Origin of the sequence: Pseudomonas sp. 9.2(2024) (genome assembly GCF_039695385.1) — a bacterium.
In the GTDB taxonomy this organism is placed as follows: Bacteria; Pseudomonadota; Gammaproteobacteria; order Pseudomonadales; family Pseudomonadaceae; genus Aquipseudomonas; species Aquipseudomonas paraglycinae.
The window spans coordinates 233,252-245,818 of record NZ_CP155585.1 but is presented as its reverse complement, the minus strand read 5'-3'; the positions used below and the strand labels follow the sequence as shown (position 1 = coordinate 245,818).

Annotated in this window: 12 protein-coding genes; 4 read left to right on the top strand and 8 right to left on the bottom strand. The window is 60.2% G+C overall.

Annotated features, from left to right (window positions below; translation table 11 throughout):
• Positions 1 to 5 precede the first annotated feature (5 nt).
• From ABFB52_RS01120 to ABFB52_RS01085, 8 genes are all read right to left on the bottom strand, one after another.
• On the bottom strand, positions 6 to 1,304 hold the full coding sequence (locus ABFB52_RS01120; protein ID WP_129972476.1) for an AMP-binding protein: 1,299 nt from the start codon (positions 1,302 to 1,304) through the stop codon (positions 6 to 8).
• Positions 1,294 to 2,562 (bottom strand): aminotransferase class I/II-fold pyridoxal phosphate-dependent enzyme, encoded by a 1,269-nt coding sequence (locus tag ABFB52_RS01115; protein ID WP_085748021.1) that lies wholly within the window; start codon positions 2,560 to 2,562, stop codon positions 1,294 to 1,296. The genes ABFB52_RS01120 and ABFB52_RS01115 overlap by 11 nt, the downstream gene beginning before the upstream one ends.
• The gene (locus ABFB52_RS01110; protein WP_102717955.1) at positions 2,559 to 3,653 is read right to left on the bottom strand and encodes a DUF3419 family protein; all 1,095 of its coding nucleotides are present in this window, start codon (positions 3,651 to 3,653) and stop codon (positions 2,559 to 2,561) included. The genes ABFB52_RS01115 and ABFB52_RS01110 overlap by 4 nt, the downstream gene beginning before the upstream one ends.
• Positions 3,654 to 3,695: 42 nt before the next feature.
• Positions 3,696 to 4,430 (bottom strand): iron-containing redox enzyme family protein, encoded by a 735-nt coding sequence (locus tag ABFB52_RS01105; protein ID WP_129972475.1) that lies wholly within the window; start codon positions 4,428 to 4,430, stop codon positions 3,696 to 3,698.
• Positions 4,408 to 5,079: a hypothetical protein gene (locus ABFB52_RS01100; RefSeq protein ID WP_085748018.1), complete on the bottom strand. Its 672-nt coding sequence runs from the start codon at positions 5,077 to 5,079 to the stop codon at positions 4,408 to 4,410. Before ABFB52_RS01100 ends, ABFB52_RS01105 begins: the two co-directional genes overlap by 23 nt.
• A 271-nt stretch (positions 5,080 to 5,350) precedes the next feature.
• Entirely contained in the window at positions 5,351 to 5,908 is a 558-nt protein-coding gene (locus ABFB52_RS01095; protein ID WP_007954101.1) for an L-threonylcarbamoyladenylate synthase, read from the bottom strand.
• Between the two features lie 54 nt (positions 5,909 to 5,962).
• On the bottom strand, positions 5,963 to 7,063 hold the full coding sequence (dprA, locus tag ABFB52_RS01090) for a DNA-processing protein DprA (RefSeq protein WP_129972474.1): 1,101 nt from the start codon (positions 7,061 to 7,063) through the stop codon (positions 5,963 to 5,965).
• Positions 7,064 to 7,142: 79 nt separating this feature from the next.
• Positions 7,143 to 8,168 (bottom strand): LysM domain-containing protein, encoded by a 1,026-nt coding sequence (locus ABFB52_RS01085; protein ID WP_129972473.1) that lies wholly within the window; start codon positions 8,166 to 8,168, stop codon positions 7,143 to 7,145.
• A 169-nt stretch (positions 8,169 to 8,337) separates the two neighbouring features.
• Here ABFB52_RS01085 and def point away from each other — a divergent pair, with 169 nt between their 5' ends.
• The 4 genes from def to trkA are packed head-to-tail and all read left to right on the top strand — an operon-like array spanning position 8,338 to position 12,566.
• The gene (def, locus tag ABFB52_RS01080) at positions 8,338 to 8,844 is read left to right on the top strand and encodes a peptide deformylase (protein WP_064116564.1); all 507 of its coding nucleotides are present in this window, start codon (positions 8,338 to 8,340) and stop codon (positions 8,842 to 8,844) included.
• A gap of 56 nt (positions 8,845 to 8,900) precedes the next feature.
• The gene (gene fmt, locus ABFB52_RS01075; RefSeq protein ID WP_129972472.1) at positions 8,901 to 9,860 is read left to right on the top strand and encodes a methionyl-tRNA formyltransferase; all 960 of its coding nucleotides are present in this window, start codon (positions 8,901 to 8,903) and stop codon (positions 9,858 to 9,860) included.
• Complete coding sequence (gene rsmB / locus ABFB52_RS01070; RefSeq protein ID WP_085748014.1) at positions 9,857 to 11,167, top strand: 16S rRNA (cytosine(967)-C(5))-methyltransferase RsmB; 1,311 nt, start codon at positions 9,857 to 9,859, stop codon at positions 11,165 to 11,167. The genes fmt and rsmB overlap by 4 nt, the downstream gene beginning before the upstream one ends.
• Before the next feature lie 22 nt (positions 11,168 to 11,189).
• Positions 11,190 to 12,566 (top strand): Trk system potassium transporter TrkA, encoded by a 1,377-nt coding sequence (gene trkA / locus ABFB52_RS01065; protein ID WP_085606334.1) that lies wholly within the window; start codon positions 11,190 to 11,192, stop codon positions 12,564 to 12,566.
• The last annotated feature ends 1 nt before the right edge of the window (position 12,567 follow it).

Here is a 12,567-nt window from a genome sequence, read left to right as displayed (position 1 = left end):
CATCTTCATGACGGTGCCGGGGTCTGTTCAGACGTCACAAAAAACGGCGTCTTGCCGGCCAGGGTGGTTTCGAACTCCTGACGAGCAAGACGCTTCACCTCCAGCCCCAGCACACCGGGCAACCTGAACAGTGCGCTGGCTTGTCCTTCAACCTGCAACGCATCTTCAATGACGCTTCGTGTGTCGGCTGTCAGTGAGTCTTCGGCGAGGACCAGACGCATGCGTGCCCCCTCGGGCCGTCGATCAATCTGCACCTGGACATCGGTGGCCTGCAACTGCGGCAAAAGCTGCCGGAGTACGTGCAATACCTGTGACTGGGTGATGAGCGCGCCACCCAGTTTGATCGATGTCTCGACCCGCCCCTCAAGCGCCAGCACCGGCATGGGACTGCCACAGGCACACTTCGTCACTGTGCGCAGGATTCGCCCACGATCCCCGATCCGGTAGCGCAGCAACGGCACATGATCGGGCAGCAGCGGCGTCAGTAAAAACTCACCGGTTTTTTCTTCAGCCACAGCTTGCAGGGTCAGCGGATCAACCACTTCGAGCAACATGGCATCGGCATGCAGGTGATAAGAACCGTGGTCCAGATGGGCACACTGAAAACCGATGGGACCGGTCTCAGTCGAGCTGTAACCCAGCGAGCGGATCTTCAGCGTCGGCCAATCCCGGGCCAACTGGTCCTGCAGCGTTTTACTGCAGGATTCTCCAATGTAGTAAAGCCACTTCAGGCTGCACAATTGCACAGCGCCGACTGTTTCATGATTGAACAACGCGGCGGCGAAGGAGGGTGTGCATATCAACGTATCCACCTTGTGTGCCTGAATCAGCTCGGCAACGCGCTGCACGCCCATCTGTGAACCGGCAGGCAGCAGGCGTGCGCCAATGTGCTGGACGATGGCCGACGCGTATTGAAAGGCGCCCTGCATTTCCCCGGCCGTCAGGCAGTTGATGACCACCTCAGGGCGTTCGTCCGTCTCGCCGAACATCCGTGCCCCCAAGGGTACGATTGCAGCGTTGAACGCCCAGGAATGGGTGATCTGTTTGCGATTGCCGGTGCTGCCTCCCGAGGTCAGGGTCAGCCCGCCACCCAGTGCTCGATGTGAAGCTTCACCGAGCGCGGAAAACAGCCCGCCGCCGGACTCGTCTTCCACCGCCAGAACCGGCAGTCGATGCAGATCGGCCAATCCCTGTACTTCCAGGATTCTCGGATACAGCGCACGAAACCATGGCAGTGAGCGTGCGTAAGCCAATTTGTGTGTCAGAGCCTCGGCCGATACATCCGTGACGAGTTCATTGCTCATGGCCGCGCCCTCCCTGACGAATGCCCAGCTCATCGAATCCGCTACGGACGGCGTTCGCCAGACATTCCAGCTGGCGCTGACTGTGACTCGCGCTGATGGCCAGACGCAGAATCGCCTCGCCCTTGGCCACCACCGGAAACAGCGCGGTGGTGACCGCCATACCCTGCCGGCGCAAATGCTGCGCCAGGCTGATCGCATCTTTCTCGGCACCGACGCGGACGAAACGAATGGGGGATGCGACGTGATGATTACCCAGCACTGGCCCCAGCAAACGGTCGATCGTGGCGATATTTCTCCACAGCGCCACCTGCAACTGACCCAATTCCGGCGACAAATGAATTTTCCCCGAAGCAACTGCCGCGCCCACCCCGCCAACTGACAATGGTCCGCCAAACGTGTAGGTCGACGCATGACGCCGGATCATTTCGGCATCCGCTTCGGTGCGCACAGTGATCGCCCCACCGGTTGCACCGAACGCCTTCGACAGCGACGACACCAGGATCAGCCGGCCGCGTTGTCGTTCATCCGCCGCGTCCAGTGCGTAACCACCTCCAGCCACGCCATGGATCGAGGTGCCGTGGGCGTCATCCGCATAGAGATAACCGTCGAAACGCTCCGCCAGTTGCAGCAGCCGGTTGATCGGGTAAACACCGCGCATCGAGCCAATGCTGTCGGTCAGGATAATGGGCGTATTACCCGCCGCGACCGCCGTTGAGCACGCTTCCTCCACCTGCTCTACATCGCTGCAATCGCGGCGCTGTATCGGCCCGAATTGCCAGAGAATGCCTTGCAGCACTTGCATCGAAGCATGAGCGGAACGGTCGACAACCCAGCAGGGGCCACGACGCATGGGATATGAGGGCATCTCGCCGGAGCCGAGCAGCGGCAGACAGCCAAGGTGCGCACTGCCCACCGAGTTGAAGGTGACCGAATGCCCCTGAAATATCCGGTTCAGCAGTTCATCCAGCTCACGCATGGGTGGCAACAGCGCCCGGGTTCGTGCGGCGGCGAACTGCACGCCGAAGGACTCGACGGAGTGCATCGCCTCCTGAATCAAGCGAGGATCACACTCCAGCCCCAGATAAGAACACGAGAGAAACTCGGTCAGCCGTTCACCGCTGTCGAGCTCGATCTCTTTGCCTTCACGTTTAGCCAGTTTCAGACCATTGAGCCCGGCATCGAATAGCTGTTGCTGATCGTCACGCGCTTGCCGGACACGGTTTTTGACCCAATTGACGGTCGGTTGAAAAGTGTTCATCGGGATACCTGCAAAGAGGGTGTGCGGCGATAGATCTGGACATGCCAGAGCTGGGTTTTTTCTCGCGCAATGTCTGCCTGGTACTGCTGGGTGATATCGCAGAAACCTGCCCAATCGGGTCGCACCACATGCAAATGCCCGCGCATGACCACCTGTGCGTTTTCCGACAGGGCCGGTGCCAGGCGCTGCAAAACGTTCTTGCCGGCCGCTTCGGGCATAAAGGAAGGCACGTCCGACAGCGATACGAAATCGATGGCTGTTTCCCCGGCAACACAGTCAAGGATGTCGGTCTGCACCACGCGTAACTCGCACTGCTGAAGCCCCTCGCGGGCCCGCTGGAAAATCTGCGGATCGCACTCCAGCGGAAAGCCTTGTGGATAACGCAGCTCACCGAAAAACAGCATTTGCAGGAAAAAGCTCTCGCGGACCACCTGAGTGGTGAACAACGTATGGAAAATTTCCAGATACGCCGCGCGGGAACTGATCCCCAGGTTGTTGGGTGGAAACGCGCCCTTGTACAGCAGCGAATTGAGGACTGCTGCGTTTCCCAGCAAAGCGATCACGGCTTTCCAGCGCTTGAGGGGAAAGCGGTTTCGGTAATACTCCGTTTGCTCCTCGAGCTGGCTGAACTGAAAAATGCCCCGGCCGGCCTTGCCGGTGAACAGTCCGGTGATCTTCGCCAAGCGCTTCAGGGTCTGCTCGAATGCGCCCATGTAGATCGGCGCTTCCCAACGTCGGGACTGAAAAAACACGGACAGCCAGCGACGATCCGCCGGCGGTAAAACCAGTTGCTGGAAGATGGAGCGGCGTCGCGCCCTCATACTTTCCATTCGATAGCCCATGAACGCCATGAACGACTCGTGATCCGTCTGTTCCAGCAGGGCAAAACGCAATCGGGTAAACGCCAGTTGCGGCGCGCTGATATCGGTACAGGTCATGCGTGCCGGGGCGGCGGCCAATAACGGCAAGAGCCGGCCGCCGCATCCGGCGATACCCAGCACGTGCCCGGCATGTCTGGGCAGGATCGCGTACTCAAGCGCGGTGTCCTCATCGCCGAGCGTGTAGTTGAGCCGGTCGAAATAATCAGCCATGTCTGCCCCCAGCCTTCTGATCTGAACATGGGTGTGAGGCTGTCATTGGTTGTCCAGCGCATGGAGGAAGTCATAACGGGGCGCCAGCGCGTTTTGCCAGGCCTCGAACTGCTCATAAACCGCCTCGAGCATGTTGCCAGTCAGACGCAGACTGGTTTCCATGACAGTGCTAATCGCATCCCAGTCTTCCTGACGCTTGCAGGTGCGCTGCAGCATGAGTTTGATTTCATTGAAGTGCTCGATATCAATGTCGGAATGCGCAATGAAGAAAGTCAGTTGCGCGGGTTTGAGCGCCAGCGTTTCACTCAGGCTATTAATGAGCGGAGTGATGAACTGATAGGCATTTTCTGCCCAATAACTATAACCAAGCCGTTGTAACGGGTTACCGGTAAAGGAAATCCAATATAAATAAGCGATCAGCACATCGGTGGCCGGAAGTGCTGGCGGAATATCGAAAATTTCATTCTTCAAACCTAGACTCATGACATCATGCAGAGCCATTTTTTCATGACCGACTTCCTGTGCCGCATGTTCAAAGCAGAACTTGGCATACACCGGATTATCCGCATGTCTAACACCCACCAGTCCTTGATTTCGAGCATTGTGCGCCGTGTAGTGAAAAGTCTGGATCATGTAGATCGCATACAAGGCTTTTGAAACGCTACCTTCGCGGATGGCATTCACCAGCCGCGAACTTTCCAGAATATCGGCCCATGATTTTTCGATTCGCTCATCGAGCAGGCTTAATTGTTGTTCAAAACTGAGAGGCGTATTCATCAACGGGGGTCTCCAATGGGTTGGCGAGCAGGTGGGCGGACTGTTGAAGTGCTGTGAGGATTTGCTGCCATTGAGCCGAGAGCAGCCAGTAATCGCCGCGTTGGCGCTGTTCGATGCGAAGGGCGTCGGTGGTGATGGGCGTCAGGCCGAAGCGCTGGAACAGTCGCCGCTGCGGTGATCGGCACAGCGCGGTAACGCCCTCATAACCCCGCGTGACCGCCCATTCCGTGGCAGCGGCCAGCAGACCGTTGATCGACATGGGGAACTGAGTTTGCGAGTGACTGATCAAGCGACTGAACTCGACATGGCGCGACAGCGTCGTGGCGGGAGACAGTTGCTGCTGCGCCAGTGAGGCCCATTCGAACGGCGCAGGGGTCACTCTCAATACGGCCGTGGGCCTGTCGTGCTGATACAACAGAAAGTGGGTACTGCGCGAAATAATCGCCAGGCGTGTTTCAAGTGACCTGGCTCTGGGTGTCAACATGTAGTGTTGCAATCGCAATCGAAAATGACGGGAAACAAACCGTTCAAACTCTCGTGTGTCTGATCCTGCTTCAAGAATAACGATGCGATAGTTTTCATGACGCCTTTTAAAGGTCGCCTGAATCTCCTGCAGATAATCCGTTAATTGCGAATCCCTGATATCCATTTCTTCTCCGCAGCCGTTAACTTTTCGAAGTTTTCTGAGCGCATTGAAATAATGAATGGTTTTAGAAAAATCGCCACTGTGTGGCTTCTGAGAATAACGTCGGAAAAATTACAACAATTGAATACTTAAAGATTCATCTGACGTAGAAAGGAAAAATTCAAACAAAACGCGGGGCTATAACTTCAGATAAATGAAGGAAAAATCGCAGGCACGCGTAGTACTCCTCGCCATGAAAGCCGAGGAGTACTCACGAAATCAACCAAGGGCGGTATCAGGCCGGGCGCACGATATTGCCAGTGGCCAGATCCCGAATCAGGCTCGGGTTCTTGCGACCGCCAAGCGCTCCGCCGAGCACCAGATCGACCTGACCTCGGAAATATTGCTCGACCCGCAAGCGACTCTTCGCCGCCGGTCGCCCCTGTGGATTGGCCGATGTCGAAATCAACGGCCCTACCAGCGAGCACAGATCCCGCACCTGCGGATGATCGCTGACCCGCAGCGCCACGGTGTCATGCACCCCGGTCACCCACTCCGGCAACAGGTTCTGGTGCGGCACCAGCCAGGTGTTCGGGCCCGGCCAGGTGCTGGCCATGCGATCGATCCAGTCCTGGGGGAAATCCTCGAACAGAAAATCGAACTGACGAATATTGTCGGCGACCAGGATCAAGCCCTTGTCCACCGAACGGTTCTTGATCGCCAACAGACGATCCACCGCCTCTTCATTCCAAGGATCGCACCCCAGCCCCCAGACGGCTTCGGTTGGATAGGCAATCACCGCCCCGGCGCGAATCTCTCGTGCGGCTTGTTGCACACGCCAACTGTTGACCATGAAAAACTCTCCGCAAACAGGTTTCGCGCAGTTTACCGATCTTCAATGTAAAACCTAGCTCACGCGCGCAAACCAGCGGCCGTTTTCGCACACCGCGCGGCCATCCATCTCCAGTTCGGTCAGCGCCGCCAGCACTTTGGGCAGCGCCCAGCCACTGCTGTCGGCCAGCCCCTCGCTGGTGTGCGGCGCCGCGAGCAGCAGGCTCAACAACGGGTTCTCCGGATTCGCTGCAGCTGTGGATACCGGCAGGTGCTGCCAGCCGCGCAGCGCTTCGAGAATGTGCTCGATAGTTTCCACCAGCACGGCTCCGTCACGGATCAACTGATGACAACCCCGGGCGCCGGGGTGATGAATCGAACCCGGAATGGCGTAAACCTCGCGACCCTGTTCCGCCGCCAGCCGCGCAGTGATCAACGAACCGCTCGCAACGCTGGCCTCGACAACCAGCACGCCAAGGGACAAACCGCTGATGATCCGGTTGCGCCTGGGGAAGTTGCTCGCCGTCGGCCCGGTGTCCAGAGGAAACTCCGAAAGCACCGCACTGCCAGACGCAATCATCGCGTCCGCCAGCCGTCGGTTGCGCTGTGGATAAAAGTTTTCCAAACCGGTACCGAGCACCCCGACGGTTTGCCCGCCGACGTCGACAGCGGCTTGATGCGCCGCCGCATCGATGCCCAGCGCCAGGCCGCTGGTGATGACGAATCCGGCCCCCGCGAGGCTGCGGGAAAATGCAGCAGCAGTGTCCATGCCCGGGCGGGAAGCGCGGCGACTGCCGACCATCGCCAGTTGCGGTTTTTCCAGAATCCGTGGGTCGCCAGCGACAAACAGCAGAGGCGGTGGATCGGGAATCTGCCCCAACAAGGCCGGGTAATCCGGGTGATCCCACATCAACAAATGTTGATCCGGACGCTCTAGCCAGCGCAATGCGTGGCTGGCGCCGTCGCGAACTTCAGGGCAGCGTCTGGCCTCGGCGCAGGCCGCTGGCAAACCCAGAGATCGCCAGGCGCTGGCGGGAGCGCTGATTGCCTTCGAGGCGCAGCCGAAGGCTTCGAGCAGTTTGGTGAAACGCTTGGGACCGATTTCCGGCAAGCGGTGCAGGCGCAGGCGCGCTTCCAGTTCCGCCGGGGAAACCGACGGAGAGACAGGCATCATCATGGATCATCCTTGATCGTTATAAGGCCCGAACCTTTCGGAACAAGCTGTGGATAACTCTGTTGGTAACTTGTGAAGCCAGCTAAGGATTTCGCACCTTGTCCAGCACCGCGAGCGAGCGCGATGCGTTCAGCACGAGGCCGTAACTGAGTTTGTCGTAGGTGCGGAACACCATCAGCAAGCCAGCGCGTTCATCCGGTATTTTCAGCGGTTGACCGGTGATCCGGTCACGCACGGTTTCGCCGGTTTTCATCACCACCAGCACGTTGCCCTCGGCCAGGCCGTCGCGTTTGCCCTTGTTCAGGGTCACCACGTCCATCGCACCGATCTGCGTGACGCCGCGCGGCACATCGATGATCAGGCCGTTGATGTCGGTGGTGGGAGCGCTAGGCATGAAGGTCGAGTTGATCGAACGCTCTTCGCCACTGAACAAGCGGTCGCCCAGGCGCACTTCCTGAGTCGTGCGTTGCAGGGCGAGGGTGGCGACGTCACCTTCGGTGGCGACAATCTCACCGCCGCCGATGTCGTCGGCGTTGATCCCCAGAAACTCCTTGCTCTGCGGATCGGTGTAGACCTTGCCCTGGCGGAAGATGCCGTAGACCGGCTGGTTCGGGTCGAAATGGCCACGGGCGAAGATCCGGTCACCGGTGCCGCTGAGCACCCGTTCGGCATCGCCGGCGACGATGTACGGCGCCTTGTCGAAGTCCTCGACCTTGTCGACGATGCGGTTGCTCAGCAGAAAGCTGTTGATGGATTTGAGCGGAATGCTCGGAATCGCCTCTGCTACCGGGCTGGTGCGGATGCGTGGCGACAACTTGATGGTGCCGCGCGACTCACCGCGATTGACGGTCAGGCGCGGCTGGCCGTTGACGTAACTGAGCGTCAGCGTGTCGCCCGGATAGATCAGGTTGGGGTTTTCGATCTGCGGATTGGCCCGCCACAACTGCGGCCACTGCCAGGGTTCGCGCAAATATTTACCGGAGATGTCCCAGAGCGTATCCCCCGAAACCACCGTGTATTGCTGTGGAAAACCTTCCTTGAGTTGCACCTGCCCGTGCGCGGCGCTGGCCGAGGCCAGAAACAGCAGGGCGAGTAGTGATTTCCTCATGCGGTGAATCCCTTTATTATGTGCGTTCGCGTGAAACGCCAGAGCCCCCGTGGCTCGCTCCCTGCTCTATGCTGAAAATCAAGGAGCTACGTTTCACAACGGTAGCCTGCATCTTCGGACCCGCCAGGCCATCGCCCGACTTTACCTCACACGTGCAGCAATCAAGCTTATGGCCATTTTGAACATCCTCGAATTTCCGGACCCGCGTCTGCGCACTATCGCCAAACCTGTGGCTGTAGTGGACGACGAAGTGCGTCAGCTGGTCGATGACATGTTTGAAACAATGTATGAAGCGCCGGGCATCGGCCTTGCCGCGACCCAGGTCAACGTGCACAAACGTATCGTCGTGATGGACCTTTCCGAAGACCGCACCGAACCGCGGGTGTTCATCAACCCCGAGTTCGAATCGCTGACCGAGGAAATGGAGCAATACCAGGAAGGCTGCCTCTCGGTGCCGGGTTTCTACGAAAACGTCGACCGCCCGCAGAAGGTCAAGATCAAGGCTCTGGACCGTGACGGCAAGCCTTACGAACTGATCGCCGAAGGCCTGCTCGCGGTGTGCATCCAGCACGAATGCGACCACCTCAACGGCAAGTTGTTCGTCGATTACCTGTCCACGCTCAAACGCGACCGGATCAAGAAGAAACTGGAAAAGCAGCACCGCCAGAACGCTTGATGCCCCTCTCCAAAGGCTTGCTGCGGCAAGCCTTTTTCTTTTTATGAGACTCCCCCATGACTGAGCCACTGCGCATCGTTTTTGCCGGCACCCCGGAATTCGCCGCCGAACACCTCAAGGCCCTGCTGGACAGCCCTTACGAGATCGTTGCGGTCTACACCCAACCGGATCGCCCGGCCGGTCGTGGGCAAAAACTGATGCCGAGCCCGGTCAAACAGCTCGCCCTGGAAAACAATATCCAGGTGTTGCAGCCACCGACTCTGCGCAACGCCGACGCTCAAGCCGAGCTCGCGGCGCTGAAACCGGATTTGATGGTGGTGGTCGCCTACGGCCTGATCCTGCCGCAAGCGGTGCTGGATATTCCGCGCCTGGGTTGCATCAACAGCCATGCCTCGCTGCTGCCACGCTGGCGCGGTGCGGCGCCGATCCAGCGCGCCGTGGAAGCGGGCGATGCCGAGAGCGGCGTGACCGTGATGCGCATGGAAGCCGGCCTCGATACCGGGCCGATGCTGCTCAAAGTCGTGACACCGATCAGCGCCGAAGACACCGGCGGCAGCCTCCACGATCGCCTCGCCGAAATGGGCCCGCCCGCCGTGGTGCAGGCGATTGCCGGTCTGGCCGCTGGCACCCTGGAAGGCGAAGTGCAGAACGATGAGCTCGCCACCTACGCGCACAAACTGAACAAGGACGAAGCGCGCATCGACTGGAGCCGCCCGGCCGTTGAGCTGGAGCGTCTGGTCCGCGCCTTCAACCCGTGGCCGATCACCCACAGCACGCTCAACGGCGAAGCGCTGAAAGTGCTGGCGGCGACACTGGCCGACGGCAAAGGCGCACCGGGCACCATTCTCGGCGCCAGCAAGGACGGTCTGCTCGTCGCCTGTGGCGAACAGGCGCTGTGCCTTACCCGTCTGCAATTGCCCGGCGGCAAGGCACTGAACTTCAGCGATCTGTTCAACAGCCGTCGTGAGAAATTCGCTACCGGCACCGTGCTGGGTACAGCGGTGGACGCGCAATGAACCCGCGCCTGGCCGCCGCCAAGGCACTCGCTGCTGTCCTCAGCGGCAAGGCTTCGCTCAACAGCTCCCTGCCGACGCAACTGGACAAGGTCGAGGATCGCGATCGCGGTTTCACCCAGGACCTGGCGTTCGGCACCGCCCGTTGGCAGCCACGCTTGTCGGCGCTGGCGGAAAAACTGCTGCAGAAACCGTTCAAGGCAGCGGACGCCGATGTCGAGGCTTTGTTGCTGGTCGGTCTCTATCAACTGCTCTACACCCGCGTCCCGCCGCACGCCGCGATCGGCGAAACTGTCGGTTGCGCCGACAAGCTGAAAAAGCCGTGGGCCAAAGGCTTGCTCAACGCCGTGCTGCGCAATGCCCAGCGCGAACATGAGGCGATCTTCGCCGAACTGGAGCGCGACCCGGTGGTTCGCACCGCTCACCCGCGCTGGCTGCAAAAATCCCTGAAGGCCTTCTGGCCTGAGCAATGGGAAGCGATCTGCGAAGCCAACAACGCGCATCCGCCGATGATCCTGCGGGTCAACCGCCGTCATCACAGCCGTGACGCCTACCTTGGTCTGCTGACTGAAGCGGGTATCGCCGCGCAGCCGTGCACCTTCAGCCGCGACGGCATCGTGCTGGAGGCCGCTGCCGACGTGCGCAGCCTGCCTGGCTTCGCCGAAGGCTGGATCAGCGTGCAGGACGAGGCCGCGCAACTGGCCGCCGACCTGCTTGACCTCGCGCCGGGCCAGCGAGTGCTGGACGCCTGCTGCGCGCCGGGCGGCAAGACGTGCCACATCCTCGAAGCCGAACCGGCACTGGCCGGCGTGGTGGCGGTGGATCTGGAAGCCAAGCGGCTGGTGCGAGTGAAGGAAAACCTCGAGCGCCTCGGTCTGAACGCCGAACTGATCGCCGCCGACGGTCGCGACACGGCAGCCTGGTGGGACGGCAAACCGTTCCAGCGCATCCTGCTCGACGCGCCGTGCTCGGCCACCGGCGTGATCCGCCGCCATCCGGACATCAAGCTGACCCGTCAGGCCGACGACATTGCCGCCCTCGCGCAACTGCAAGGCGAGTTGCTCGACGCGATGTGGAAAACCCTCGAAGTGGGCGGCATCCTGCTTTACGCCACCTGCTCGACCTTGCCGACCGAGAACACCGAAGTGATCGCCGCGTTCCTTGAGCGCACACCGGGTGCCCGGGAGCTGGATCTGGCCACCACCGCCGGGATCAAGCAGCCCCATGGTCGCCAATTGCTGGCCCAGCGGGGCGGGCATGACGGGTTCTACTACGCCAAGCTGATCAAGATCGCTGCCGCGCGCGGCTAAACGGATTCAATGGAGTGACTGGATGAAAATCATCATCCTCGGTGCGGGACAGGTCGGCGGTTCGCTGGCTGAACATCTGGCCAGCGAGGCCAACGACATCACGGTGGTCGACACTGACGGCGACCGTCTGCGCGATCTTGGCGACCGCCTCGACATCCGTACCGTGCAGGGCCGTGGCTCGTTGCCGAACATTCTGCGTCAGGCCGGTGCCGACGACGCCGACATGCTAGTCGCGGTGACCAACAGCGACGAGACCAACATGGTCGCCTGCCAGGTCGCTCACACCCTGTTCCACACCCCGACCAAGATTGCCCGGGTGCGCGAAGCTTCGTACCTGACCCGCGAGGAGCAACTGTTCCAGAACGAGGCGATTCCGGTCGACGTGCTGATCAGTCCCGAGCAGGTCGTCACCAACTACATCAAGCGTCTGATCCAGCATCCCGGCGCCTTGCAGGTGATCGATTTCGCCGAAGGCCAGGCACAACTCGTCGCGGTGCGCGCCTACTACGGCGGGCCGTTGGTGGGTCAGCAACTGCGCCAGTTGCGCGAACACATGCCGAATGTGGAAACCCGAGTCGCCGCGATTTTCCGTCGTGACCGACCGATTCTTCCCCAGGGCGATACCGTGATCGAGGCCGACGACGAAGTCTTCTTCATCGCCGCCCGTGCGAACATTCGCGCAGTGATGAGCGAAATGCGCCGTCTAGACGAAAGCTACAAGCGCATCGTCATCGCCGGTGGCGGGCAGATCGGCGAGCGGCTGGCCGAGGCCATCGAAAGCCGCTACCAGGTGAAGATCATCGAGATGAACCCGGCGCGCTGCCGTTATCTCTCCGACACACTCGACAGCACCGTGGTGCTGCAGGGCAGCGCGTCGGATCGCGACCTGCTGCTGGAAGAGAATATTGCCGACGCGGACATCTTCCTTGCCCTGACCAACGACGACGAAGCCAACATCATGTCGTCGCTGCTGGCCAAACGTCTGGGCGCGAAGAAGGTGATGACGATCATCAACAACCCGGCGTACGTCGACCTGATCCAGGGCGGCGACATCGACATCGCCATCAGCCCGCAACTGGCGACTATCGGCACCTTGCTGGCCCACGTGCGGCGCGGCGATATCGTCAGCGTGCACTCATTGCGTCGGGGCGCGGCAGAGGCCATCGAAGCGGTGGCCCATGGCGATTCGAAGTCGAGCAAAGTCATCGGCAAGGCCATCGAAAACATCGCGCTGCCGCCAGGAACCACCATCGGCGCGATCATCCGCGATGAAGAAGTGATCATCGCTCATGACGATACGGTGATCGCAGCGGGCGACCATGTGATCCTGTTCCTTGTGGATAAAAAGCATATTCGCGATGTGGAGAAGCTGTTCCACGTAGGACTGAGTTTCTTCTGAC

Bases quoted from the DNA above. Each gene is read 5' to 3' on its own strand.
- ABFB52_RS01100 (WP_085748018.1), bottom strand. From the start codon at position 5,079: ATGGATATCAGGGATTCGCAATTAACGGATTATCTGCAGGAGATTCAG.
- ABFB52_RS01085 (WP_129972473.1), bottom strand. From the start codon at position 8,168: ATGAGGAAATCACTACTCGCCCTGCTGTTTCTGGCCTCGGCCAGCGCC.
- ABFB52_RS01115 (WP_085748021.1), bottom strand. From the start codon at position 2,562: ATGAACACTTTTCAACCGACCGTCAATTGGGTCAAAAACCGTGTCCGG.
- def (WP_064116564.1), top strand. From the start codon at position 8,338: ATGGCCATTTTGAACATCCTCGAATTTCCGGACCCGCGTCTGCGCACT.
- ABFB52_RS01105 (WP_129972475.1), bottom strand. From the start codon at position 4,430: ATGAATACGCCTCTCAGTTTTGAACAACAATTAAGCCTGCTCGATGAG.
- dprA (WP_129972474.1), bottom strand. From the start codon at position 7,063: ATGATGATGCCTGTCTCTCCGTCGGTTTCCCCGGCGGAACTGGAAGCG.
- fmt (WP_129972472.1), top strand. From the start codon at position 8,901: ATGACTGAGCCACTGCGCATCGTTTTTGCCGGCACCCCGGAATTCGCC.
- ABFB52_RS01120 (WP_129972476.1), bottom strand. From the start codon at position 1,304: ATGAGCAATGAACTCGTCACGGATGTATCGGCCGAGGCTCTGACACAC.
- trkA (WP_085606334.1), top strand. From the start codon at position 11,190: ATGAAAATCATCATCCTCGGTGCGGGACAGGTCGGCGGTTCGCTGGCT.
- ABFB52_RS01095 (WP_007954101.1), bottom strand. From the start codon at position 5,908: ATGGTCAACAGTTGGCGTGTGCAACAAGCCGCACGAGAGATTCGCGCC.
- rsmB (WP_085748014.1), top strand. From the start codon at position 9,857: ATGAACCCGCGCCTGGCCGCCGCCAAGGCACTCGCTGCTGTCCTCAGC.
- ABFB52_RS01110 (WP_102717955.1), bottom strand. From the start codon at position 3,653: ATGGCTGATTATTTCGACCGGCTCAACTACACGCTCGGCGATGAGGAC.